The sequence below is a fragment of the Waltera sp. genome (assembly GCF_046969025.1).
Taxonomy (GTDB): Bacteria; Bacillota; Clostridia; order Lachnospirales; family Lachnospiraceae; genus Acetatifactor; species Acetatifactor acetigignens.
Genome location: NZ_JBKVQF010000004.1, coordinates 1 through 26,987 on the forward strand (window position 1 = coordinate 1; position 26,987 = coordinate 26,987).

General features: G+C 49.8%; 22 protein-coding genes. 20 read left to right on the forward strand and 2 right to left on the reverse strand.

Annotated elements, in window-relative coordinates; translation table 11 throughout:
• Positions 1-56: 56 nt before the first annotated feature.
• Positions 57-1,232 carry a DUF3048 domain-containing protein gene (locus tag ACLTOH_RS02750; protein ID WP_022311934.1) on the reverse strand — a complete coding sequence of 392 codons (1,176 nt, stop codon included), beginning with the start codon at positions 1,230-1,232 and terminating at the stop codon, positions 57-59.
• A gap of 22 nt (positions 1,233-1,254) precedes the next feature.
• Positions 1,255-1,719 carry a divergent PAP2 family protein gene (locus tag ACLTOH_RS02755; protein WP_412223281.1) on the reverse strand — a complete coding sequence of 155 codons (465 nt, stop codon included), beginning with the start codon at positions 1,717-1,719 and terminating at the stop codon, positions 1,255-1,257.
• A gap of 195 nt (positions 1,720-1,914) precedes the next feature.
• On the opposite strand from ACLTOH_RS02755, the gene ACLTOH_RS02760 reads away from it, so the two are divergent.
• The 20 genes from ACLTOH_RS02760 to ACLTOH_RS02855 all read left to right on the forward strand — a co-directional run bounded on the left by ACLTOH_RS02760 (position 1,915) and on the right by ACLTOH_RS02855 (position 26,904).
• A complete protein-coding gene (locus tag ACLTOH_RS02760; protein ID WP_022311936.1) occupies positions 1,915-2,844 on the forward strand; it encodes a glycosyltransferase family 2 protein in 930 nt (309 codons plus the stop codon).
• Between the two features lie 192 nt (positions 2,845-3,036).
• On the forward strand, positions 3,037-3,414 hold the full coding sequence (locus ACLTOH_RS02765; protein WP_022311937.1) for a sporulation initiation factor Spo0A C-terminal domain-containing protein: 378 nt from the start codon (positions 3,037-3,039) through the stop codon (positions 3,412-3,414).
• A 127-nt stretch (positions 3,415-3,541) separates the two neighbouring features.
• Complete coding sequence (locus ACLTOH_RS02770) at positions 3,542-4,600, forward strand: DUF6077 domain-containing protein (RefSeq protein ID WP_412123196.1); 1,059 nt, start codon at positions 3,542-3,544, stop codon at positions 4,598-4,600.
• Positions 4,597-5,526 carry a hypothetical protein gene (locus tag ACLTOH_RS02775; protein ID WP_412223282.1) on the forward strand — a complete coding sequence of 310 codons (930 nt, stop codon included), beginning with the start codon at positions 4,597-4,599 and terminating at the stop codon, positions 5,524-5,526. Before ACLTOH_RS02770 ends, ACLTOH_RS02775 begins: the two co-directional genes overlap by 4 nt.
• Before the next feature lie 67 nt (positions 5,527-5,593).
• Positions 5,594-6,355, forward strand: a complete 762-nt coding sequence (locus tag ACLTOH_RS02780; protein WP_412223283.1) for a glycosyltransferase family 2 protein — start codon at positions 5,594-5,596, stop codon at positions 6,353-6,355.
• A gap of 12 nt (positions 6,356-6,367) precedes the next feature.
• A complete protein-coding gene (locus tag ACLTOH_RS02785; protein WP_412223284.1) occupies positions 6,368-7,819 on the forward strand; it encodes an exopolysaccharide biosynthesis polyprenyl glycosylphosphotransferase in 1,452 nt (483 codons plus the stop codon).
• Positions 7,820-7,838: 19 nt separating this feature from the next.
• Positions 7,839-9,011 (forward strand): hypothetical protein, encoded by a 1,173-nt coding sequence (locus ACLTOH_RS02790; protein ID WP_412223286.1) that lies wholly within the window; start codon positions 7,839-7,841, stop codon positions 9,009-9,011.
• A complete protein-coding gene (locus ACLTOH_RS02795) occupies positions 9,008-9,796 on the forward strand; it encodes a glycosyltransferase (protein ID WP_412194504.1) in 789 nt (262 codons plus the stop codon). The genes ACLTOH_RS02790 and ACLTOH_RS02795 overlap by 4 nt, the downstream gene beginning before the upstream one ends.
• A gap of 42 nt (positions 9,797-9,838) precedes the next feature.
• Positions 9,839-10,993, forward strand: coding sequence for an EpsG family protein (locus ACLTOH_RS02800; protein WP_412223288.1), 1,155 nt, complete (start codon positions 9,839-9,841; stop codon positions 10,991-10,993).
• A 15-nt stretch (positions 10,994-11,008) separates the two neighbouring features.
• A complete protein-coding gene (locus ACLTOH_RS02805) occupies positions 11,009-12,454 on the forward strand; it encodes a glycosyltransferase family 4 protein (RefSeq protein ID WP_412223290.1) in 1,446 nt (481 codons plus the stop codon).
• Positions 12,451-13,770, forward strand: coding sequence for a glycosyltransferase family 4 protein (locus ACLTOH_RS02810; protein WP_412223291.1), 1,320 nt, complete (start codon positions 12,451-12,453; stop codon positions 13,768-13,770). The genes ACLTOH_RS02805 and ACLTOH_RS02810 overlap by 4 nt, the downstream gene beginning before the upstream one ends.
• A complete protein-coding gene (locus ACLTOH_RS02815; protein ID WP_118539949.1) occupies positions 13,760-14,770 on the forward strand; it encodes a glycosyltransferase family 2 protein in 1,011 nt (336 codons plus the stop codon). The genes ACLTOH_RS02810 and ACLTOH_RS02815 overlap by 11 nt, the downstream gene beginning before the upstream one ends.
• Positions 14,771-14,838: 68 nt before the next feature.
• A complete protein-coding gene (locus ACLTOH_RS02820; protein WP_412223292.1) occupies positions 14,839-16,944 on the forward strand; it encodes a hypothetical protein in 2,106 nt (701 codons plus the stop codon).
• A gap of 30 nt (positions 16,945-16,974) precedes the next feature.
• A complete protein-coding gene (locus ACLTOH_RS02825; RefSeq protein ID WP_412223293.1) occupies positions 16,975-18,867 on the forward strand; it encodes a hypothetical protein in 1,893 nt (630 codons plus the stop codon).
• Positions 18,868-18,886: 19 nt separating this feature from the next.
• Complete coding sequence (locus ACLTOH_RS02830; protein ID WP_412223294.1) at positions 18,887-20,383, forward strand: DUF6056 family protein; 1,497 nt, start codon at positions 18,887-18,889, stop codon at positions 20,381-20,383.
• A gap of 12 nt (positions 20,384-20,395) precedes the next feature.
• Complete coding sequence (locus ACLTOH_RS02835; protein ID WP_227733360.1) at positions 20,396-20,977, forward strand: hypothetical protein; 582 nt, start codon at positions 20,396-20,398, stop codon at positions 20,975-20,977.
• 158 nt (positions 20,978-21,135) lie between these two features.
• Positions 21,136-22,722, forward strand: a complete 1,587-nt coding sequence (locus ACLTOH_RS02840) for an O-antigen ligase family protein (RefSeq protein ID WP_227733361.1) — start codon at positions 21,136-21,138, stop codon at positions 22,720-22,722.
• Positions 22,712-24,577 (forward strand): polysaccharide biosynthesis protein, encoded by a 1,866-nt coding sequence (locus ACLTOH_RS02845; protein ID WP_118731180.1) that lies wholly within the window; start codon positions 22,712-22,714, stop codon positions 24,575-24,577. Before ACLTOH_RS02840 ends, ACLTOH_RS02845 begins: the two co-directional genes overlap by 11 nt.
• Before the next feature lie 84 nt (positions 24,578-24,661).
• Positions 24,662-25,315: a sugar transferase gene (locus ACLTOH_RS02850; protein ID WP_227733362.1), complete on the forward strand. Its 654-nt coding sequence runs from the start codon at positions 24,662-24,664 to the stop codon at positions 25,313-25,315.
• Positions 25,312-26,904 (forward strand): glycosyltransferase, encoded by a 1,593-nt coding sequence (locus ACLTOH_RS02855; RefSeq protein ID WP_227733363.1) that lies wholly within the window; start codon positions 25,312-25,314, stop codon positions 26,902-26,904. The genes ACLTOH_RS02850 and ACLTOH_RS02855 overlap by 4 nt, the downstream gene beginning before the upstream one ends.
• Positions 26,905-26,987: the final 83 nt, after the last annotated feature.

The following is a 26,987-nucleotide window of genomic DNA, read 5'->3' on the forward strand; positions in this document are numbered from 1 at the left end:
CCTTGCCAAGGGCTACGGGGATTTGATAGCATTTCTTTACTAACTTTCCATTTACATTAATGGAACGTAAAGGAATCTCCATCTTCGATAATACAGATCATGGTCTTGCCGGTATTGAGGATGATCTCGTCCCCGTTGTCATCGTAATATCTGGTGGCACTGTAATCGGAAGTCTTCTCCCAATTCACATGTATTCCTCTGCCATTGGTGAAGAACCAGCCGTCCCGGGTGGTGTCATGACACTGAAAAGCCAGATACCCCTCGCCCAGTTCCTCGTGAAACGTATTCTGTACCAGAATATTTTTGAAAGTCAGCTGCTCTCCGGTGGCGGCATCTATATGAGGGCCGTCTGTGCTGCCGGACAGATGCTGGGAACGGTAATAGAGGCCGTCATCCTCGTTAAATTCAAAATAACACCTTGTCAGCGGATAACACCCGGACATATCGATATAGGTGGCATCCTTTGCTTTGGCACCGTACTGCCCAAGGGTGTTCGGTTCCGCCTTGGTGGCAAACCTGAAATGATTCTCATCGCTGAGTCCGCGGTATCCCAGGCTGTAGCCCTTTTTCTCGATCACCTTCTGCAGACCTTCACCGGAAGCATAAGCATTGTGGGGCTTGTTACGGTCGGTAGTACGGAAAAAGGCAGCCTCATCACTGCCGGAGGTACCGTCTACATCCTGAGTATCCGGCTGCGCCAGCAGCTCATTGATGAAAAACGGACCGCCGAAATGTACGATAAAAGCATCCCATTCGAATGCCCAGTAAGCATAATAATCACGAAGACTGCGTATATTGCCGATCTTGTCCAGATTCTGCCAGTCTTCGTAGATTGCCATCATCCGGGTCATACGGTTCTCTACATTCGCCTCATAAATAATAGAAGCATCGGACAGACTGTATTGTGGGATCGCAGAGGCCTCATTAGGAATCATTACGGCAATGGGGCGTGTGGCAGCCACATCGGCATCCACCCATTCGTTCGTAAGACGGCTGCGGACCATGCCCTCAGCGGGAGGAGTGGAATCATCCTCTACAACGATCGTTACGGGATCCGGAAGCTTTTCCCCGGAAGAAACCGTGGAGGAATCCGGGCTGTTATCCGGGAGGATCGGACGGACCGGGGAATCGGAGTTACCCGTCTGTCCACATCCGGTAAGCATCATGGAGACAGTCAGCAGAAGAGGCACCGCAGTCTGCAGAAACTGCCGTCGAAATTTATATTTACACATATAATCACACCTCGATCGGTTATCAGAGTAAGAAGCTGTAAATGACCACGCCGCATAAAATGCCTAACAGCGCACCCATCAACACCTGCAGGGGAGTATGTCCCACGAATTCCTTTAATTTATCATGGGCGGAAATCTCACTGCGGCCCATATCTTCGAAGACCCTCAGCATTTCGTTCAATACCTGTGCCTGAATACCGGTCTCTCTGCGTACTCCCATAGCATCATACATTACAATGATCGCCAGGATCAGGGAAATGGCAAATTCAAAGCTTCCCGCACCGTATTCGTAGCAGACCGCTGTTACCAGGGCACATACGGTAGCAGAGTGAGAACTGGGCATACCGCCGCTGCCGACCAGACGCTCCGCAACGAATTTCTTGGAGACGATCAAATGGATCAGCGTCTTCAGAACCTGTGCCACCAGCCAGCCGAAGGCTGCAGTCAGGAAAATGGTATTGCTGAAAAACTGTTCAAAAAAAGTCATAAATAACCTCGTTTCCTATATGCTGTAGTTTGCAGAACAGACATATATAAATCCAGTATAATCCAAAAAGCGGAAAAAGTACAGTGTTGACCTTGAAATGATGCATCGAAGGATAGTATAATATAGCTGTTACCTGTCGCACAGTGGCGCAGATAAGCCTGAAAAAGCGACAGGAAAACATAAGGAGATTACAAAATGAGCTTATTGAGCGTGATCGTTCCCTGCTATAATGAAGAAGAAAGCGTTGCCCTGTTTTATCAGGAATTGACGAAAAATGATCCCTTTTTCAAGGAAAAGGAAATAGAACTGGAGCTTCTCTATATTGATGACGGTTCCAAAGACGGCACTGTGAGAGAAGTGAAAAAGCTGATCGAACAGGATTCCCGTGTGCATATTGTCTCTTTCTCCAGAAATTTCGGGAAGGAAGCGGCGATGTTTGCCGGACTGGAAAAGTCGAAGGGCGATTACGTGGTTATGATGGATGTGGATCTGCAGGATCCGCCTTCCTTGCTGCCGGAGATGTTTGAATGGATCTGGCAGGGGTATGATTCTGTAGCGACCCGCCGCGTGACCCGCAAGGGCGAACCGCCGATCCGCAGCTTTTTTGCCAGAAGATTTTACCATCTGATGAAGAAGATTTCCCAGACGGAAATGATGGACGGAGCGAGAGATTATCGCCTGATGACCAGACAGATGGTGGATGCCATCCTGTCCATGCGGGAATATAATCGTTTTACCAAAGGAATCTTCGGCTGGGTCGGCTTTAAGACCAAATGGCTGGAATATGAGAATGTAGAGCGCGCCAAGGGCGAGACCAAGTGGAATTTCTGGAAGCTCCTGGTATATTCCCTTGACGGTATCACCGCATTTTCCACGGCACCGCTTCTGATCGCTTCCTTTGTGGGCGTGCTGTTCTGCATCATTGCCTTTTTGATGATCATATTTATCATCGTGCGGAAGCTGATCTTCGGAGATCCGGTGTCCGGCTGGCCTTCTCTGGTGTGCATCATCCTGATGACCAGCGGCGTACAGTTTTTCTGTACGGGTATTCTGGGGCAGTATCTGGCAAAGGCATACATGGAAGTAAAACGCCGTCCGATTTACCTGGTAAAAGAGGAAATTTAAGAAAAACCGCATAAATATCCGTTTTTTATGTACGTAAAAATGTTACAAAATAGGGGTAAAATGTAACATTTTTAGTTTCTTAACTATATTTTAACGGAAAAATGTCTTTTCAAATATCGACAGCTATGATATGATTTCTCTATCAGTCACTGCAGAGGAGCAATACTCGACAAGTAAAAAGGGGGACTTGTTTTGGATATTGTTGCAGTAAAAGATTCAGAGTTAGAGAGATATGTAACCAAAATCATGTTGGAGATAGGGGTGCCGGCGCATTTGAAGGGTTATCACTATTTGCGTGATGCAATCATTTTGTCAGGGAAAGACATGGAGGTAGTAAGCAGCGTTACCAAGCTGTTATATCCCACCATCGCGAAACATTTCAAGACCACAGATCAGAAAGTGGAACGCGCGATCAGGAACGCCATTGAAGTGTCCTGGTCCAGAGGAAATGTGGAGACATTCGAAAAGATTTTTGGCTATTCTGTAGCCTCCGGAAGGACAAGACCTACGAACAGCGAGTACATCGCACGTATCGCCGACAACATCCGACTGGATTATAAGGCTATGTAACATATTAATTTTAATTATTTGGAACAGGGAGAGTTTGTTAATTAAGCAGATGCAGTATTCTCCTCTGCAGACTGAGAAAGACCGCGTATCGGAATGGGGAAGTTTCCGGTACGCGGTTTTTTGTTGTATGGAAATGCTGTTATATTTGTCAAGTCCATATAAATATGGTAAGATGTACAAAAGCCCGTGTAAGAAAAAGGCGGGTATGGGAGATGAAATGACTTTTCGCACATCGGATATTTTGATCGGGGGGAGCCTGATCATTATCGGGCTGACAGAGATCGCCCATTTGGCAGGCTGCCTGTTAGGGTGGTCTTTTTTGACTGTAACGGATCTACTGCTGGCAGAGGTGGGAATCGTTCTTCTGGCGGCAATATTATTGTCTGTAATATCCAGACAGACACGAAAACGGGCCACAGCCGGTAAAAATGATCCGGTTGCGGATCAAAACAGCGGGACAGACACGGCAAAGGAAAAAAGCACACAGATTCTCACAGGCATCCTGGCATTTCTGATCCTGCTGCAGATTCTGCGGATACTGACGGGGAACCGCATGTGGCTGACCGGAGATATGACGGTGGAGACCGTGAACACATTTCTCAGGGAAAATGCTGTTTATACCGTGAATCCTCTCACGGGGACGGCATATTCGATGGGGATGTCCTTACGGTTGAAAATATTGTGCCTGCCCACTCTGTACGGGGCCATCAGCCGTTTTACGGGTATGGCACCCGTAGACGTGGTGTATCGTCTGATCCCCTGCATTACGCTGCTGTTGTCTTATGTAGCTTACGGAAGCCTGGGGAAAGCACTTTTTCCGGAAAATTCTGTGAAAAGACGGACGTTTTTGCTGATCGTGGGAATACTGTTCAGTACAGGGGCCTATATGCCCGGAGTGGATGGATTTGATGTGTTTTACGGAGGATTCCGCGGTGTGACGATCCGGGCGGCGGTGTTGCTTCCGTATCTGCTGTCCTGTCTGATGGACAGAAAATATACGGGCGTGATCCTTTGTATCCTGGCGGAGGCCTGCATAGTCTGGACCCTGTATGGCGCGGGAGTCTGCCTGCTTGTTACTGTGGCATGGCTGATACTTGGAGCGTTGGTTTCCCAGTTCCGGAAACGATGGGAAAAACGGAAAATGACTGATGCACATGGCAGGTCAGGAGAGGAGGCTACAGAATGATGACACTTCTGCAGTCCGCCCTGACAGGCTGGACCGACTATACACAACATGGAAAATTTGCGGCACTTTTGCTGCTGGCGATCCTGTATCTGGGATTTGTCCTCTATGGTTCCGGAAAGGAAGCCAATGCATCCGGGGCGGAAAAAGCACGGAAACGGCTGTATCTTTACGGAGCGCTGGTGACATTTGGCTGTATCTGTCCCGTAACGGCACTGATCCTGTTAAAATACCAGACCGCCTTTTACTCTTATGTATGGATCTGGGCGGCGGTACCCCAGACAGCATTGATCGCATGGGCAGCAACGGACTTTCTGTGTAACCTATTAAAAGAGAAAAGCCTGCGAAACGGGATGGCTGTGCTGATCCTGCTGGGCATCCTGTTCCTGGGTGGAAACCCGGTGTCGGAATGGACCGTGGCACAGACAACGCAGATACCGGCACTGACGGGAATGCCCGGACAGCAACAGGGAACTCCCACCAGGGAAATTCTGGAGCAGCTTTCTGTATACAATGCGGAAAAAGGAAACTCACGGGAATACAGTCTGTGGGCGCCGAAGGAGGTCATGGAGGCTGCCAGAGCCTACAGCGCTGAGATCCACCCGGTATACGGCAGAAGCATCTGGGATGCATCGCTGGGCAGCTACTCCTATGATACCTATGAGACCTGGCAGGAAGATATGTATCTGTGGATGAGCCACCTGGAGACTACCGGGGAGACGGAATATCTGCGGACAGATGAAAATACCACGACAGAAGCCGGTGGCAGGAAAATAGATTTTGCTGCGTGCCTTGACAGCGCCGGGAAGGCCGGTATAGACTACATTTTATTGCCGGAGGACTTGTCGGAGGATGTACAGAAGGAATTGCAAGAGGCTGCGGACGGCAGACTGCGGTCCTTTGGCGGATATTTCCTGATCGTGATGTAAGTAAGCATCTTGCGGAAAGATAGGGAAAATTATAACGATTTGTAAGAATTAGGAACAGGAAAGCAAAATGGAACAGGAACTGATCAGTATTGTGGTGCCGGTGTACCGGGCAGAACGTTATATAGAAGAAACGATGGACTGCGTCCGGGCACAGACGTATCCACACTGGGAACTGCTGCTGGTGGAGGATTGCGGCCCGGATCGCAGCAGGGAGATCATAGAACAATATATTCAGAGAACCGGAGACACGAGAATCCGTCTGCTGACTCACTCTACGAATCTGGGGGCGGCGAGAGCACGTAATCTGGGAGTCAACGAAGCAAAAGGCCGGTATCTGGCCTATCTGGATGCAGATGACCTGTGGACACCGGACAAGCTGGAAAAAGAGCTGGCTTTTCTGAAAGAGAAACAGGCAGCCTTTGTGTTTACCGGCTATGAATTCGCCGATGAGAATGGCAAGGGTATCGGAAAGATTGTCCGTGTGCCGGCCACGATTACTTATAAAGAAGCTTTGAAAAATACCACAATCTTTACCAGTACCGTGATGTTCGATATGGAACAGCTGTCGAAAGAACAACTGCAGATGCCCCAGATCAAGAGTGAGGACACTGCCCTGTGGTGGAGAATACTGCGGGAGGGTTATGTAGCTTGTGGTTTGGACCAAAATTTGGTAAAATATCGGAGAGCAGGGAAATCCCTGTCATCGAATAAGCTGGAAGCTTTGCGGAGGATCTGGAATCTGTACCGTAAGGCGGAAGGCATGTCAGTGCCGAACAGTGCCTGGCATTTCTGCTTCTGGGCGGTACGCGCCGTAAAACGCAGAGTATAGGAGGAGTTTGTTTTGAATACAAACGGTAATTATTATGAAAACCGACTGCGGAAAAGGGAATCCTTTAAGCGTCTGATCAATATAGGGTTGTCGATGATCTGTCTGTTGCTGGAGATCAGCCTGTTTGCCTACATGTGGCAGTTCCATTTCCAGTTCCAGCTGGTAGATCCCCTGCAGAAGATCTGGTATCGTGGCTTTCTGCTGGAAAACGGTATCTACAGTGCAATCCTGATATTTTTCTCCGTGACCTACGGCGGCATGCGTCTGGGATACATGAAAAACACGGAGATTATTTTCTCCCAGGTGTTTGCAACCCTGATGGCGGATGTGCTGATCTATGCGGAACTGTGTATGATGGCCCGTAGCATTTTTCCGGCGGATATGTTCCTGTTGATGGTATTTTTACAGATCATAGCGGTGACCATCTATGCCAATATTGCCAACAAGATCTATCGTACAGCATTCCCGCCCAGAGAGCTTCTGCTGATCCACGGCGATCGTCCCATCGAAGACATTGTCAACAAATTTGAAAGCCGTAAGGACAAATATAAGATCACAAAATGCGAGCACATCAAAAAGGGTACAACAGAGCTGTGTCGTGAGATTCTGGATAATTACCGGAACGGTGAGATCAATGCGGTAGTAATCTGGGATATTAATGAAAAGGATCGTAATATTATTCTGAAATTCTGCTATGCTCATTCCATCCGTGTCTATGTCATGCCTAAAATATCAGATGTTATTTTAGTTGGCTCCGAGGAACTGCATGTATTTGACACGCCTATCCTGCTGACCAGAGAGTACTCCCTGAGCATGGAGCAGCGGTTCATCAAGCGATCTATCGATGTGATCTGCTCGTTGATCCTGTTGGTGGTGACTTCACCGCTGATGCTTCTGACAGCGCTTGCCATCAAGCTTTATGACGGCGGACCTGTATTGTACAAGCAGGTGCGCTGCACCACAGGACAGAGGGAATTCTATATTATGAAGTTCCGCAGTATGCGCACTGATGCCGAGAAGGACGGCGTGGCACGTCTGGCACAGAAAGGGGATAAGCGTATCACTCCCGTGGGTAAGGTGATCCGCAAATGCCGACTGGATGAACTGCCCCAGCTGATCAATATTCTGCGGGGAGATATGTCTTTCATCGGCCCCAGACCGGAGCGCCCGGAGATTATTGCACAGTACATGGAAGTCATGCCGGAGTTCGCATTCCGTATGAAGGTGAAAGCGGGACTGGCCGGTTTCGCACAGGTATACGGAAAGTACAATACTTCTCCGTATGATAAATTAAAACTGGATTTAACATATATCGAGAATTATTCTGTGTGGCTGGATCTTAAATTGATGCTTCTGACACTGAAGGTATTGTTCTGGCCGGACAGTACCGAGGGTGTGGAGAGCGAACAGGTAACGGCTTTCAAGGCAACCTACGATGGTCGTGCCGAGAAGGATGACGACTGAGAAGGCAGGAGGTAGACGCATGGAAGTAAGCTACGGAAAAGAGCCCTTCGACCTGAGACTTATGTGTCTGCGGCTATGCCGCAATCTGTGGAAAATACTGGCTGTGACAGTAGTGGGAACATTACTGTTCGGTGGCGGTTATTATGTAAAAAATGTGGTGCTGCAGCCCGATCCAGGGTATGCGGCTTCTTCCACTTATAAGGTAGAATATAAAGAGAACCCCAATGCGGCGGGTGCGTACTACATTAACGAGGCTACATGGAACACCATGATCCATACGGGAGAATTCCTGGATGGTGTGGAGAAGCATCTGCAGGAGGCTGTGGAACGGGGAGACAATGGAGCTTCGGAAGCACTGTCTCTGGGCAGAGATCAGTGGATCGCAGACCTCTCGGCAACACTTCCCTCGGATTTCAGTGTTCCGGTGACACAGGCGGCAACTCAGGATCCGGAGATGAGTATTGCTCTGGCCCATGCAGTGGAGGATACCATGTGTGACGAATTTGCAGAGAGTATCGTGGAGATCGACCGGATCAAAGTGCTGGATCACGGAGATTTTGCAGAAGTCGTGGTACCGGATGTGCGCCCGGTGCGGGCAGTCATTCTGGCGGCGGTATTGTCTCTGTTTTTTGCAGTAGTCCTCTTTTTGCTGGTGGAGATCTCGCAGGACAGCATCTGGCTGCCGGCAACACTTCGCAGACGCTACGGACTGAACAGTCTGGGAACGGTGCGCAGTGTGGGATTTGCGGAAAATCTGATGTATACGCTGGAGAAAGTGTACGATAAAAAGCAGGCAAAGGAGTCCGAAAATGCGGAAATCTGCCGTGTGGCAGTATGTGTGGCACTGCCGGAAGCGGATCCGAAGGAAGTCGTGGAGGATTTGCAGAAGCTGGCTAAGACAGGTAAGATCCGGAAGGGAATACCGGTGGAATATGTAGCGGTTCCCAGTCCGTTGTTATGCCCGGAGAGTGGAGAGACACTTCGTAAGGCAGATGCATTTCTGCTGGCGGTGCCGGCCGGAGAACGGGTAGGAAAGAGACTGGAAGCGGTATTAGAGTATCTGCATACCCAGGACTGCTCTGTGGACGGAGCCTTCCTGTGGAATGCGGATGAACAGCTGATTCGCAGCTATTATTTTCTGCCGGGAGCCATACAGACACAGAATACAGAACACGGAGGAGAGCAGGCATGAAGGTAGAAGTTCTGGCATCGGTAATGAATGCTTCTCTTCCGGAGACCGTACAACATATGAACCTGCAATCGGACGCGGTGATCATCAATCAGTGCGACCGGCTGGGGCAGGAGGAAATGCAGATATCTCCGGGGAACGGAAGAATCCGTTTCTGCAGTTTTCCCGACCGTGGCATCGGCAGAAGCCGCAATGAGGCCATTCTTCGGGCGGAAGGGGACATCTGCCTTTTTTCGGATGCAGATATTGTGTATGAAGATGGTTATGAGGCGGCTGTTCTTGCGGAGTTTGAACGGAATCCCCGGGCCGATATGATCATTTTCAATATCGAGGTGGAGGAAGAACGCCGCACCTACCATATTACGGAACGGAAACCGGTACGCTGGTATAATTGCGGGCGGTATGGAGCAGTCAGCTTTGCTGTACGCAGAGAAAGCTTGCTGCAATCTGGTATTACGTTCTCCCTGCTGTTTGGCGGTGGAGCAAAATACAGCAATGGAGAAGACAGCCTGTTTTTAACGGAGTTTATTAAAAAAGGCTGCCGGGTATATACTGCACCGGTGACCATCGGCAGAGAGGAAGCCGGGGAATCCACCTGGTTTCATGGCTATAATGAAAAATTTTTCCATGACAGAGGAGTATTGTATCATTATCTGTATGGATGGTTGGAATGGCCGCTGGCGCTGAGGTTTTTATATGCGCATAAGGGCATGTTGTGCACAGAGGTAAGCCTGCAGCAGGCCAGACAGTGGATGCGTGACGGCATCCGGGAGGCAGGAGGACGATAGCTTGCTTTTTGGAAAAAAGGCCATAAAGAAAGGAGGTTCCACATGGAGAAGAGCGCACTGGTGTATATCATATTGACAGCTGTTACCGTAGCATTCGGTTTTCTGGTAAAAAATCGTGACTATACGATAGAATATCTGTCCGGCAGACGCTCCTTTCGTGGGAATACCTCCGGGGATCTGATGGCGGCCGGGCCGGACAGACAGCAGGCGTGCAATGCTGTGGCGGAATTCGCCATCTTCTGTCTCCTGGCCGGGGTTTCTGCCTGCCGCATTGCTGTGGGCGGTGATTACTGGGTCTACTGGCTGAAATTTCAGCTGATCGATCAAGGAAGGCATGTCTCCTACGAAACCGGTTTTGTGTATCTGGTGAAATTTTTCCATCTGATTTTCGGAGAGGGATCTTATCTTCCGATCTTTGGCTTCTTTTCCCTGATTACGGTCTTCTTTTTCCTGAAGGCACTGCATGATCAGGCGGACTGGTATGTATTTTCCCTGTTCCTGTTATTGACACAGGGTTTTTACTTTAATAGTATGAATTCGGTACGTTACTATTTCGCACTGGCACTGGCCATGTATGCGCAGAAATATGTGCTGCGGGGAGAATATGGGAAGTTTCTTCTCTGGGTGCTGATGGGCTGTACGATCCACAAATCGGTACTGCTGGTCATCCCGGCATATATTGTGATAGATCTCTTGTCCCGGATCCGGCTGAAAAAGTGGCACTATGCGGTTGGCGTATTACTGATCTTATCTCTGATCTTCGGACAGGATGTGTACCGGAATATTATCTTCCGGTTCTATCCCTATTACAAGGATTCCATGTTCGACAACGGACAGTTATCCTATGTCAACATCGCCAAATGCCTGGCAGTGCTGATACTGTGCCTGATCTATTGGAAGGACAGCGCTCAGGAAAATCGCAGAAACCGTTATTACTTCTACCTGAATCTGGCGGGACTGGTGCTCTATTCCTGCGGCTCCTTTATCCCGGAAGTATCCCGAGTGGCATATTACCTGATCCAAAGCCAGATTTTCCTGATTCCGGGTGTGCTGAAGGATGCCAGAAAAGGATGGTTCCGAACCCTGTGTATTATTGGTGTTGTTGCAGCATATCTATTGTATTTCGTAATGCTGCTGCGGGGAATGTATGATGTGGAGATACGGCTGCTTCCGTATCTAAACTGGATCTTTAATTAAAAGAGGATTTAATTTATGAAAGTGCTGTGGGTCTGCAATATCATGCTTCCGGTCATAGCCGAAGCATTGCATAAAGAAGCTTCGAATAAAGAGGGCTGGCTGTCCGGTCTGTTGGAGCAGGTAGCCGCGGAGAATTCCAGTGACCTGGAGCTGGCTGTGGCATTCCCGGTGCCGGCAGATACGGAGGTGCCCTGGAGACTGCAGATAGCAATGCCATGGGAAAAAGAAGACCGGGAGCATTTACAGACAAATACAGATGCTGAAATATATAATATCACATGTTATGGATTCCACGAAGACACCGTACACCCCGACAGATATCAGCCGTTGCTGGAAGAAGAACTGCATCGGATCACGGAAGACTTTTCACCGGATGTGATCCACTGTTTCGGCACGGAATATCCACACACACTGGCAGTATGCCGGGTGTTTCCCCACAAGGAGAAGATACTGGTGGGAATTCAGGGAATCTGTACGTTGTGTGCGGAGGCATATTTTGCCGATATGCCGGAATCGGAGATCCACAAGACCACTTTCCGGGATCTGGTGAAGAAGGATACCCTGCGCAGCCAGCAGGAAAAATTTGCCCGCAGAGGTGTAATGGAGAGGGAAGCAATAGGACTTGCCGGCAATATCACCGGAAGAACCGCCTGGGACAGGGCAGTGACTACCGCGTGGAATCCCAAGGCACATTATTATACGATGAATGAGACCCTGCGGGCTTCCTTTTATGAAGGACAATGGCAGCCGGAGCACTGTGAACCCTATTCCATTTTCGTCAGTCAGGCGGATTATCCTCTGAAAGGACTGCACTATCTGCTGCAGGCCTTGCCACAGATCCGGGAGAAATATCCCCGGGTACAGGTGTATGTGGCAGGAAATGATCTGACGGCATACCGGACGCCGAAGGAAAAGCTGAAAATATCGGCATATGGCCGTTACCTGCGCAGACTGATCCGGGAAGGACAGCTGGAGGACAGGGTACACTTCCTCGGAAAACTGACCGGAGAAGAAATGAAGGAAAGATTTCTGAAAAGTCATCTGTTCCTGTGTTGTTCCTCTCTGGAAAATTCACCGAATTCCCTGGGAGAGGCCATGCTTCTGGGAGTTCCCTGCATCAGCACGGAGGTAGGGGGAATCCCCAGCCTGTTTGATGGCGGAAGGGACGGTCTGTGGTGCCGGGGACATCAGCTGTCGGAAGTGGCTGAAAATGACAAATATGCGTCAGATGCTTCTGAAAGCAAAAATAACACGCGAAATTATAAAACGACAAAAACAGAAGAATTGGAAAATATTGTAAATTCCATGGCAAATTCTATTATCGAAATGTGGAGTTCTCCGGAGAAAATACTGGAATACTCAAAAAATGCAAGAGAACATGCAAGAAAAAACCATGATAAAGAGCAGAATTTCGCAAAATTGCAGGAAATCTATGCAAACATAGCAGGGAGGAAGGAATGAAGCTGATATTTGTCTCAAACTATTTTAATCATCATCAGTTGTCCTTCTGTGATGCTCTGTATGAATTGCTGGAGGGAGATTTCTGTTTCCTGCAGACACAGCCCATGGAAGAAGAGCGGGTGAAGATGGGCTGGCAGGCCGAGGAACGTCCCTACGTGCGCTACGCTGCGAAGAATTCGTGTGCACATAAGTCTGGGGGGGAGAAAACGCCCGGCTCTGAGTCGAACAGCAACGCCGTCACAGATGCGGAAGATTTTGAGAAACTATTGTTTACCGCGGATGTGGTGATCTTCGGCGGATGCGATGACGAAAGCTATATTCAGGAGAGACTGACTGCCGGAAAACCGATCTTCCGTTATAATGAACGCTTATATAAGGAAGGGCAATGGAAGGCTGTTTCTCCGAGAGGCCTGTTGCAGAAATACAAGGATCACACCAGATACCGTAAGGCACCGGTGTATTTCCTGTGCGCAGGAGCCTATGTGCCTTGCGATTATCACCTGATCAATGCCTACCCCGGCAAAATGCTGCGCTTCGGCTATTTCCCGGAGACCAGGCATTACGAGGCAGGGCAGCCCTTCGATCACAAAGAACCGGGCAGTATTCTGTGGGCGGCCCGGATGATCGACTGGAAGCATCCGGAGCTGGTGGTGAAAACAGCATCTTATTTAAAAGAACATCTGGAAGAAAATACGTTTCATATTACCATGATCGGCGGAGGGGAACTGGAGGAAGAGACGCATCGCCTGGCAGAGGAACTCGAAGTGACCGACGTGATCACCTTTCCCGGTTTTCAAGGCCCGGAAGAAGTCCGGGCGGCCATGGAAAAGTCAGAAATCTATCTGGTCACCAGTGACCGCAAAGAAGGCTGGGGGGCAGTGGTGAATGAAGCCATGAACAGCGGCTGTGCTGTGGTGGCAGATCATATGATCGGAGCGGCTCCCTGGCTGATCCGTCAGGGAGAAAACGGCAGGATGTACCGGGACGGTGAGGAACAGGAATTATTTCGGACCGTGGAACGGCTTCTCAGGGATCCCGGAGAGTGCCGCAGACTGGGAGAAAACGCACAGCAGACCATTGTCGGGGAATGGAATGCCCGGACGGCTGCGGAAAGATTGATCGAACTGTGCCGGAAAATGAAGTTCTTGCCAGAAATGTCAGAAGAACAGGAAATGCCGGATGCCGGCCAGAATGTGATGCAGGACATCACAACACCTGCCCCGGTGATTCCACAATTATGGAATGACGGCCCCTGCTCTCCGGCCCCTGTAATCCCGGAGCGGTCTATGTATAGGAGAATAAACAGTGAACAGTAGTGTAACCAAGCAACCGCTGATCAGCGTGATCGTGCCGGTGTACAATATCATACCGTATCTGCCCCGCTGCGTGGAAAGCCTGCGGACACAGACTTACGAAAATCTGGAGATCCTGCTGATCGATGACGGTTCCACGGATGAGACACCGGCATTATGTGACCGGCTGGCAACGGAGGATGAGAGAATCCGCGTCTTCCATAAAAAGAACGGCGGGCCTTCTTCCGCCCGGAATTTCGGATTACAGCAGGCCGGGGGAGAATATGTGGGCTTTGTGGACAGCGATGACTACGTGGATGCGGATATGTATGAGCGGCTGTACGGGGCAATCGAAAAGACCGGAATGCCCGTAGCGCAGGTCGGCAGAGATGAAATCGACAAAGACGGCAATATTTTACCGAATATCTGCGAGCCGGTGGCAACGGAACAGGTGATCCCGGCAGAAGGTTTTCTGAAGGAACTTCTGATGCACCGCGGAGACTGCTCCTTCTGTACCAAGCTTTTGCGGAAGGACCTGTTTACCATAGAACAATTTCCGGTGGGGGCACTGAATGAAGATTTTCATTTATTAGTAAAAATGCTGACCCGGGAGGAAAGTGCAGTTCCGGGGATTGCATGCATTCCCGGACAGGCGTATCATGTATTTTATCGTCCGGACAGCAATACCAGAGACAAGAACCGGTTCTCCAGAGTATTCGCCGACAATATCGACAATGCGGACATGGTGCTTGCACTGGTGGATAAAAAATATCCGGAGCTGTCGGAAATTGCATTCCGGTTCGGGATCTTCCAGCGGCTGGATTATCTGCTGCACATCCCTATCGCCCAGATGACCGGGGACAACGCATTCTACCGCAGGGTGGTGCGTGACTTGCGTCACGGCTGGTGGAGAGCCATGAAAAATCCCTGGCTTACCAAAAAGAACAAGTGTTATCATACACTGTTTGCCATTGCACCGAAGGGAATCCGGGTACTGCATAAGAAACTGAAGCACATAGAGTGATGCCCGACGTAGAAGCAGGATAGAACGGGCAACACAGCAACCATAAAATAAGGAATGAGTCACGTTATATGAAGAGAAAATTGGCATTTCTGGGAGCAATTCTCCTGGCGGCATTTATATTCACCTACGAGGGCAATACCTATCAGACGCATGCATTGGATGAAGAAGATCAGGCATGGATCGAAGAAGCACGAGGGGCTTTGCAGGATATCGCAGAAGAGCGGGAAGTCATGGCACTGGTGTATCTGTGCGATGAACTTTCGATCCGTGAGGAAGCGGACGATAACAGTGCAAAAACAGTCACCGTACCCAGCGGACAGATGGTGGAGATCCTGGATGTGACAGTGGCTGAAGACTATCAGGTCTGGGAAAAGGTGTCCGCGGAGGTAAGCGGTAAGGTCTACGAGGGATATATCCCCCGGAAGTATCTGGCATGTTCCGACGAACGGTTTCTGGAATGGGAAGAACTGTACGGCATGAATCCCGGAGCGGCGGTTATGCTGGCAGAGGAAAATGCCACCGGTGTCTATGCGGACATCGAGCAGTTCCCGGAGAGCTACCGGCCGGCATTGCAGGCTTTGAAACAGAAACATCCCAACTGGACCTTTGTACGACAGAATACCGGACTGGATTTCCAGACCGCAGTCAACAACGAACTGCAGGGTGGAAAAAGTCTGGTCTATAAGAGTTACGGGGATTATTGCAAGGAAGGACAGCACAGCCCCAACTGGTATTTCGCTTCGGAAGATGTACTGAAATTATACATGGACCCCAGAAATTCCCTGCAGGAGAATGCTATTTTCCAGTTTGAACAGCTGACCTACAACGCAAGCTATCATACGGAAGAAGCGGTAAAGAATTTCCTCGAGGGAACCTTCATGAACAGCAGTCAGAACGCACCGGAGACCTCAATGAAATTCTACCATATTTTCTGGTCCATCGGTGCGGAGGAGAACCGGCAGGTCAGCCCGTTCCATCTGGCAGCCAGAGTACTGCAGGAGCAGGGAGAGGGGACATCCCCGCTGATCTCCGGCACCTATCCCGGTTATGAACATTATTACAATTATTTCAATGTGGGAGCTTCCGGCAGTACCAATGAAGAAGTGATCCGCAATGGATTGAATTATGCCAAAGATCATGACTGGCATGGAGCCTACTACTCGATCCTTGGAGGAGCGGAAGTAATCTCCGCAAGCTACATACGTAAGGGCCAGGATACCCTGTATTTACAGAAATTCAATGTATCCCCCACTGCCAGCAATCCGGTATATACCCATCAGTATATGCAGAACATCTCAGCACCCACCAGTGAGGCACTGAGCATGAAGAAACTGTATGAAAGTGCGGGAGCGCTGGAGAATACCTTTGTCTTCAAGATTCCGGTCTATGAAAATATGCCGGCCAGCCCCTGCCCGATGCCGACTTCCTCTACCAATGTGGTATTGCAGGTACCGTCGGGTTACGATGCTTCCACGATCTACGTGGACGGTATTGCCTATACACCACAGGTGCGGAATAACCGCCGTATCGTCAAACTGCCGAACGGAAATGCCCAGTCGGCGGTCGTGTACCGGTATAATGAGAACGGAGCGCCTATCGGCATGTATGTCTGGACCCTGGAATATCGTAACAATGCCTATGTGGCCACAGAACAGCCGGGACTTACGGATCTGCTGACCTACCATGGATTTTCCATCCGGATTACCGGAAAAGCGGGAATCCGCTTTAAGACCGGTATCAGTACGGACCTCAGAGCACAACTGCTGGGAAATGGTGTGAACGGCTATCATCTCAAGGAATACGGAACACTGGTCATGAACAATGCCAACCGGACAAGCTATCCCATGATCAAAGGCGGCGAAAAAGTCATCAGCGGACTGGCTTACGGTACGAATGCCAACGGCACCCATCAGGATAGTATTTATGAGACCGTGAGTGGCAGATACCGGTTCACTTCCGTACTGGTCGGCCTTCCGGCAAACCAGTATAAGGTGGAATATGCATTCCGCGGATACATCATCCTGAACAAGGATGGCAAGGACATTACCATTTACGGTCCGGTGCAGGCCCGCAGCATCTATGCTCTGGCACAACAGGTACTGAATATGGGAACCTATGCACAGGGATCGGAGGCGGATACTTTCCTGCGAAAACTGATCAGTGATGCACAATAGTTAAGAATGAAAAACAGATAGGACAAAAAGATGAAAAGAAAAGCAACAAGATTTCTGGCACTGGCCATGAGCACTGTTCTGGTAACATCCCTGACGGCCTGCGGAGATGGCAGTGATGAAAATGCGAAGGATGCCGTGACTCCCGTAGAGGCACAGCCGATGCTCTCAGAGCTGGAGCTGGAGATTCTCAATCTGGAGACAAAATATAATAAAGGAGAGTTTACCCAGGAGGATTATCTGTCATTGGCCGATGCCTACAACAGAGCGGGATACATCCGCAAACAGCGGGATATGCTGGAACAGGATTACCGGCTCTATGCGGATGAGGAAGCATTTGCTGCTCTACAGGAGATCAGCGTGAATCTGGAGGAAGAGACAGAGGGGATCCGCAGCCGTGCACAGGAAATGCAAAATGATCTGGAGCTGACCGAGTATCTGAGTGAGAGCGTGAATCTCATCGACAGCGAGGACTGGTTCACCACCATGATGCCCAAACTGAAAGAAGGACAGCGAAACTACTATCTGGAAAGAGACAGTCAGCCTCTGCTCTATGTACAGACCGGCTATACGGAAGAGGGACAATGCTTCTCCAGGGTGTGGTATACCGGAAACGACACGAAACGATTCCTGAGCCAGGAGGGTGCAACGATCCGGCTGGTAACAGTGACAGCGGCCGGTGCGGACGAGAACATCGCGGATCCGGCAGAAACTGAGAATCCCGATGCCACACAGGAAACGGGAACCACAGAAGCCAGAGCCCGGGAAAATACAACGACAGAGATTTCGGATACAACAGCGCCTCTGGCAGATACACCGGAAACCATGAAGGACTGGAACGGTACCTTCGAAGCCTGGAGCGTGGACAGCGCTACCGGAAGCATTACCCATGAACAGGGAACCATGCAGGGCGGTGTGCTCGCCGGAGACTATACCTGCGATGTCCATACCGGAGAAGGTGCGTTGGATGTCTATTCCCTCTGGAGCAACCGGGAGGGCATGGAGTATATCACTTACACGGGAAGCTTTGATTCCGAAGGAAAGATTCTGACAGAGCAGCCTTCCGAAGAAATCAAGAAAAAACTGCTGGAGGGAACAGATTATACGGATCTGGTTCTCTATGCCTATGATGCTACCGGTGAGAACTGCCTGTGGCAGGGAATCGGCGGGGATATTACCGCAGAGGAGTATCGTTTTGGCGGGGAAATGATCGGACTGGAGACCCGTCCGGAATACACGTCCTATGAGGTGACAGAGGATATGACAGCAGAGAACAATGCAAATACAGCAGAGGGAACCGGTGCCGCCACTGATGGCGGAGAGAACGGCAACGCAGCGGACAACACCACGGGTGCCATAGACAGTGATACCCCGCAGATCCGTATTTTTGACGGAGAAGTACAATGGTTTGACGGAAAATACTGGGTCAGCGCCGGTGCGGTCAGAGAAATGGCAAAACAGGATCCTTTTGCGGCTTATGAAGAAAACCATGATACCACTGCATCCGGAAGCGTCACGGGAAGCATTACCGGCAAAATCACCGGCAGTGCAGATGGCAACAGTACAGCCGGTAACGATGGGCAGACGATCACCGGCAGCGGAACCGTGTCGGGAGACAAGACCGGTGGAAGTATTCAGAAACCTGCAGCCACCCAGAATCCCGGCACCACGCCAAAGCCCACGACCAAACCTGCTGCGACAAAGCCTGCAGTCACTCCGACCCCTGCGCCCACACCGGCTCCGACCCCGGAACCTGCACAGGATGATGACGATGACGACGATGACGACGATGATGACGGCGGCAGCAGTGATTCCGGCAGTAGTGATTCCGGCAGCAACGATAGCGGAAGCAGTGACAGCGGCAGTTCCGGTGGAGACAGCGGCGGAAGTGATGTAGATATGGACTGGACACCGGATCTATTGTAAGAAAGGATATTTTATACCAATGAAACTGACAGAACGAAAGAAAATGGTATTGATCCACATCGCGTGGATCCTGGCACTGGCGGTGATCCTGTGGCCGCTGTTTACGATCGCAAAATACGATTATCCCTCTGCGGATGACTGGTCTTTCGGAAAATATATGTACCGGGCAATGCAGGCCGGAGAAGGAATCACCGGTGTATTTCATGCGATATACCAGACATTGGCACAAAATGTGTGGGAAGCCAGATTTTCCATACTGATTCTGTCGGCTTTGCAGCCTGCGGCATTTGGAGAACATTTTTACCGGATCACCCCCTATCTGATGATCGGTTCCGTGATCCTGTCCCAGTTCCTGCTGCTCAGAGAATGCATTGCGGGCCAGGCAAAGGAGAACCGCTGGCTGATCCTGCCCATCGGTATTCCCATGGCAATTCTCCAGGTGCTTTACTGCCCCTATCCGGAGGAAAGCTTTTATTGGTATAACGGTTCGGTGAATTACACTTTTGTGTATAGCTTGTCACTGGTCCTGCTGACACTGTATCTGGAAATTGCGCTTCGCGAGACCGGCAAGGCAAAGCGGGTTGTGCTTACCGTGCTGGCCTGCCTGCTGGCGATTCTGGTGGGTGGTAACAATTTTTCCACCAGCGTATCCACCATGTGCCTGTTGATCTGTCTGCAGATCTTATTCCTGATCTGCCGTAAAGATGCATTTCGCCGGACCTGGATCGTGACTCTGTTAGAGACACTCAGCGTATTGATGTGTGTGACTTCTCCGCTGACAGCCACCAGACTCAACGGCAATTTTGGCGGCAGCACAGCCACTTCCCCGCTGATGGCCATCTGGCTGTCCCTGGAGAGAACTTTTCTGAATATTATCAGCTGGACGAATCTGAAGGTCCTGCTGCTACTGGTTCTGCTGATCCCTTTCTTCTGGAAAGCGGTCAGAAAAATGAACTATGAGTTTCGCTTCCCCGGCCTGTTTACTGCGCTGACCTTCGGAGTATATGCCTCCCAGGCTACTGCAACGATCTACGTGGACGGCACCATGGGCGGCGGCAGGCAGGGAGCTATCCTGTGGTATTTCTATGTGTTGTGGATGGTGGCCAATGTACTGTACTGGTGTGGCTGGATCGCAAAGCGGGTTCTGAAAGCGGAAAAGAGCGAAAAGGCAGACCTGTTGGCACAGAAATACCTCCTGCGTTATTTTGCAGTGACGGGGGCACTTCTGGCAGCAGTCGTTCTGTTCGGCAATGTCCAGAGCACCACCAGTTACCGTGCCTACCGCATGTGGAGAAACGGCTGGGCACAGGCCTACGGCGCCGGCTGGGAAGAGCGGATCACGGTGCTGAAGGATGATTCCGTGAAAAATCCGGTGTTCCGACCGCTGAATTATGTGGAACTGCTCATGTATACCGATCTGCAGCCCGAGAATGGCTATGTGTGGGTAAATACGGCCTGCGCGGAGTATTATGGGAAGGAATCTGTGACGGTGGTAGCCGGGATGACGGGAGAATAATTACAGGATATTATGGAAAGCTGCTTCGCTTCCAGACAACAGGTGAATAATTATCTGATCTGGGCAATCCGGATGATCAACAGTCCGGTAAGTACAATAGCAAAGACACTTCTTGAAGATGAGGGACTTCGAAATATAGTAGAAGAGAAAAGCAAAAACACTCAGGACTTTTACACGCGTTTTTTCTCCGGGGTGCGAAAAAATAAGGAATCCGGAGACAACCTTGGGGAAGAAATGCTTGCGGTATGCCTGCATGTTCTTGTGAAATTGCCGGAAGAAGAGGAAAAATTTTGCGTAATTACAGATGATAAAGGCGCCGCAGGTAAAATAGATGCCTCTTTCAGACGGGTGAACCGGAGATACCGGGGAAAATGCGTTATTCTGTTCAGCACCCCTAAACCGGTGCAGGCATTATACAATGAAGGGATCGCAGCAGAAGCAGAGGAATTACTGCCAATATTGCATGCCGGCAACAATGGAATCATCAAAATCCTTGGAGCTGAAATCTACGATATAGACAATCGGGAGATTACATTGGACTGTGCAGAGGCGGCCCGGAAAATAGTGGAGAAGAAGATACATATTGCGTTGTAGGGAAGGCATCGGTGGAATATCGGTGCCTTTCAGATTTGGAAATACTTTAATGAAAATGAGAATTTATGGACCGATAAAGAAAAGCTTGTACTTATACCGTAAATTGTTTAAAATATAGAAGAGTATGCAATGACAGCAAAGAAAATGAGGATAGCAAAATGGACTTTACAATAAAGGGCAAGACGTTTCATATATGGTCATGGAAGAGGATAGTATATACCCTCTGCTTTTTCATGTTCTGCCTGATCGATCAGCGAACCAAGACCGGTTCCGGCAGAGAGGGCTATATTGAGACTTTCCGCAATATGACCGGCAGCATTATGGCAGTGATACTGCTGTCCCACTGCAAATGGGGAGAGATCAGGGCACATAAGCTTCCTTATCTGCTCTGGACGATTCTGGGTGGAGCTGTGGGGATTGCCTATGTAGTGGGAGTAACTTCGTTTGATCCTTTTGTGAACGGTCGAGTGTCGGCAGCGCTGGCAGTGTTCCTGACCGGTTATGCCCTGATCCATACGGTGATCCGTGTGGCCGTTGAGAAAAAATATCCTGTCCTTGAGAAGAAATTTCTGGCAGTGTGGGGAGTGATGATGTTTCTGATGATCTTCTCCAGAAGCGATTACATCTGGCCGCTCTGCTATCTGGTGATGTTCGGCTGTTTCTATCTGACAGATTATACCGCCGAGGAAAGAGAAGATCTGTTTCAGGGATGCCTGAACGGTATCATACTGGGATTTTTCGTGTTTCAGGGATTCTGTTGTGTGTTCCGGCCTTATGACAGCGTAAGATATCAGGGAATGTATAACAACCCGAACCTGAATGCCCTGTTTTACCTGGAAGTACTGGCAGCAGTCTTTGCCAAAATCCTGTATGTGACGAAAAACCGGTGCAGCAAATGGATCTGCCTGTACTACTGGCTGGGGGCCGGTGTGGTGTTAACGTTCGAACTGCTGACCATAGGGCGCACCGGATGGGTGGTGGCGGTTCTGATGATCGGTGGCTTCCTGTGGATGATCTGTAAACTGAAAAGTTATAAAAAATGGTTCAAGAATCTGATGGCACTGTCATTGTGCGTGATTTTGACATTCCCCATCTGCTTCAGCGCTACCAGATATCTGCCGCCGGTGTTCCATCATCCGGTATGGTTCTGGGGAGAGTGGAGCGAGGGAAAGGTTCATTCCTGGGATCCCTGGAACTCGGAAAAATTCGTAGATATCGATGAATATCTGGATGCCGCTCTGGGCAGAATTTTCGAAACTTTTGAGAATGCATTGGAGCATTCTCCGTTTGCCATGAAGGCAGAAGCTGCAGAAGCACAGACCGAGATTCCGGCGAACAAGATTCCGGTATTGCGGTCGGATCAGGATACGGATACTCTGTTGGTGCGAAGCACCATTTACAAATATTATATCAGCCAGTTGAATCTGACGGGACATCCCTATTCCGAACAGGGATTCCAATTGCACGAGCACTACTGGGTGGGACATGCACACAACATTTTCCTGCAATACGGTACGGACTTCGGCGTTCCGATGATGATCGTATTTGCAGTTCTGGCGCTGTGGTCTCTGATAAGGCTGGGCAAGACCTACGCGGAAAAGAAAGATCCTGCGGCAGCAGCGGCACAGTTATTCGTGCTGATTCCGGTGGCATTCGGCCTACTGGAGTATTCCTGGGGAGTATCCAGTCTGACGATCACCCTGTTGTTCATCGCTTGGAGAAAGGCAATCTGTGATGGAGAATAAATACAATTCAAAAGTTCCTCTTCAAAGGATCATTGCATTGGTGATCATGGATATTATGTCCATATTGCTGGTATCCTTTGCAGCATTGTATATCCGGTATGATTTTTCTTTTCAGGATATTGATCCTCTATTTTTTAAACATTGTGAAAACCTCCTGATCCCGAATATTATAGGAACTCTGATATTTTTCGTAATATGGAAACTGTACCGCAGCGTATGGCGTTATGCCAGTGCCAATGAACTGGTCAATATCGTGGGGGCAACTGCCTGCGCGTCACTGGCGCAGTTCGTCTATTGCAAATTTACAGACAACCGGATGCCCAGAAGCTATTCAGTATTGTACTTTTTCCTGCTGACACTGGCCATCTGCTGTATCCGTTTCGGCTATCGTATCTTACGTCTGATCAATAACAAACGTATGAATCTATTGGGCAAGGAACATTGTGTCAATGTCATGATCATCGGCGCCGGAGCCGGCGGCGATATGATCCTCAAGGAGATCGAGAACAGCCGTTACTTAAGTATGCGGGCCAAATGTATTATCGATGATCAGCCCGGATGCCACGGCAAACTGATGCGTGGCGTGCCGATCGTTGGCGGCAGAGAGAGTATTCTGGATGCTGTGGGACGATACAGTATTGATGAGATCATCTTCGCAATTCCTTCTGCCAGCGTGCAGACGAGAAAAGAGATTCTGGATATCTGCAAGGAGTCCGGCTGTAAACTGCGGACCATTCCCGGAACTTATCAGCTGATCAATGGGGATGTCTCCGTATCCAGCCTGAAAGAAGTGGAGATCGAGGATCTGCTGGGCAGAGAGCCGATTCGTATCAATACGGAGGAAGTGCTGGGACATGTCGGCGGTAAGGTCGTACTGGTGACCGGAGGCGGCGGTTCTATCGGAAGCGAGCTATGCAGACAGCTGGCAGCCCATCATCCGAAGCAGCTGATCATCCTGGATATCTATGAAAATAATGCTTATGACATCCAACAGGAGCTGATCCGCAAGTATCCGGAGCTGGATCTGGTGGTACTGATCGCATCTGTGCGTAACAAAGAGCGTATTGACAGCATTTTCGAGACATATCGACCGAATATCGTGTATCATGCAGCTGCACATAAACATGTGCCGCTCATGGAGGACAGCCCACACGAGGCTATTAAAAATAATGTATTCGGTACCTATAAGGTAGCACAGGCAGCAGACCGGTACGGAGTGGATAAATTCGTACTTATCTCCACGGATAAGGCGGTAAACCCCACGAATATCATGGGTGCTTCCAAACGGCTCTGTGAGATGCTGATCCAGTCCATGAACCGCAACTCCCGGACCAATTATGTGGCGGTCCGGTTCGGTAATGTACTGGGGAGCAACGGCAGCGTGATCCCGCTGTTCAAGAAACAGATCGTCGAGGGTGGTCCCGTGACTGTGACCCACCCGGATATTATCCGGTATTTTATGACGATTCCGGAAGCAGTATCTCTGGTACTTCAGGCGGGAGCCTATGCGAGGGGCGGAGAGATCTTCGTGTTGGATATGGGAGAACCGGTGAAAATTCTGGATCTGGCCACGAATCTGATCAAACTGTCCGGCTATCGTGTCGGGGAGGATATTCAGATCGTATTTACGGGCTTACGTCCCGGTGAAAAAATGTATGAGGAACTGCTGATGAATGAAGAAGGACTGAAGGAAACAGCCAATAAGATGATCTTCATCGGCAAACCCATTGAATTCGATGAGGAAGTGTTCCGCAGCCAGCTGGTGGAACTGGAACGGGAGGCTATGGATGAGACCAGTGACATCCGGGCAGCAGTGGAAAAAATTGTAACCACCTATCATCCGGCAGAAGAGTAGCCGATGGCCCCATCCTGATAAGAGTAGTACGAATGGTTTCCGGGCAGGGAAACAGGGCAAGAGCAACACGAAGGGAGAAGATACATGACGACAGCAACGCAGAAGCGGATCCGTACTTATACACCGATAAAGAGAACCATTGACGTCCTGTTAAGCGGCATTGGTATTCTTGTGTTGTCACCGATTCTCCTGATCCTGTGTGTTGCCATCAAGCTGGACTCTCCGGGACCAATCCTTTTCACACAGAAACGGGTAGGCATCCATAAAAGCTATTTTCAGATTTATAAGTTTCGCACCATGCGGACAGACACACCGAAGGACATGCCGACCCATATGCTGAGCAACCCGGAGCAGTATATTACCAGAACCGGAAAATTTCTGCGTCGCACCAGTCTGGATGAGCTCCCGCAGATCTTCAATATCTTCAAAGGGGACATGAGCATCGTGGGACCGAGACCGGCGCTCTGGAACCAGTATGATCTGATCGCGGAACGGGATAAATACGGTGCCAATGATGTGCTTCCCGGACTCACCGGATGGGCGCAGATCAATGGCAGAGATGAACTGGAGATTCCCGTCAAGGCAAAACTCGACGGTGATTATGTGAAAAAATATGGTCCGGGTATGGATCTTCGCTGCTTTTTCGGTACCTTTGTAAGTGTACTCAGGCAGGATGGTGTCGTGGAAGGTGGCACCGGGAGCATGAAAATGCATAAGGAGAATTCCGATAAAAAATGAAAAAAATACTGATTCTGGGTGCCAATAGCTATATTGGCACTTCTTTTCATAATTACCTTACAACAAAATATCCCGGACAATATCAGACAGATATTGTCAGTCTGAAGGGAACCGACTGGAAAAACAGGGACTGGTCCGGGTACGACAGTGTGCTGAATGTCACCGGAAAAGCTCATGCGGATATCAGTAGTCTCACAGAGGAGCAGAAAAAGGAATACTATGCTGTCAACTGTGATCTGGCCGTGGAAGCAGCCAGGAAAGCTATTGCAGACGGGGTTGCACAGTATATCTACTTCAGCAGTATCATTGTCTACGGAGACAGCAGTAACAGCCGGAAGCCGGTACGGATCGCCGCGGATACGAAACCGGCACCTTCGAACTTCTACGGAGACAGCAAGTGGCAGGCGGAGAAGAAACTTCAGGGGCTGTTTGTGGGGGAAAAGTCTGCAGGTACCCGCCTGGCAATTCTGCGACTTCCCATGATCTACGGCTCCGGCTGCAAGGGAAATTATAAGACACTGGTCAAAATGGCACAGAAACTGCCTCTGTTTCCTACTTATCACAATGAACGCAGCGTGCTTCGAATCGACCATTTATGCGAGTATCTGAGAACTCTTGCGGAATCCGGAGAGGGAGGACTCTTTTGGCCACAGGAGGATACTTACCGCAGTACCCCGGATATGGTCTTTGAACTGGCACAGACTTCCGGTCACCATATGCTTCACGCAGGATGGATGAATCCTTTCGTTAAAATGGCGTTTTATCTTCCGGGAAAGCTGGGAAAACTGGCAAGGAAGGCTTTCGGAACATTAACCATTGCCCGGAATGCCGGTAAGAAAGAGAAAAAAGAGCCACTGGTCAGCATTATTACCGTGTCCTACAACAGTGAGCAGACGCTGGCTCATACGATAGAATCCGTACTGGCACAGACCTATACGAACATCGAATACTGGATCATAGACGGTGCCAGCAGGGACCGGACCGTGGAAATCGCAGAATCCTACCGTTCCAGGCTAGAGGCGAAGGGTATCCGTTATCACGTTCTCAGCGAACCGGACGGCGGGATCTACGATGCCATGAATAAAGGAATCCGCAATGCTACCGGAGACATTATCGGCATTATCAACAGTGATGACTGGTACGAGCCGGAGGCGGTCCAGACAGCGGTAGAGACATTCCGGAAGACGGGATGTGATCTTATGTATGCCGATATACGAATGCATAAGGCAGACGGCAGTACCTTTGTCAAGAGAGCAAGAACCAGAAAGTTCCAGACCTCCAGAGACTGGAATCATCCTACGACCTTTGTACGGGCGGAATGTTACAAAAAATATCCCTTCCGCCAGCTGGGCATTCATGATGACTATGGATTCTTCCTCCAGATGCGGAAACTGGGAAAACAGATCGTCACCGTAGATAAAGTATTGGCGAATTTCCACATGGGAGGTGCCAGCAACCATAAAGACCTGAAGGCGGCGAGGAAGCGGATCCGGGACAGATATCTGTACTGCTATCGAATCAATGGATACAGCAGATGGTATCTGATCGAATGCGTAGTGATCGAGGCGGCGAAGCTGATCCTGGGATAGAATACCAGGCCGGTCATGCCGGTATAAAAGTGAGGAACCTGCGGAATCGCAAAAAAGAAAATTTCGGGAGGCAAAGCGGACAG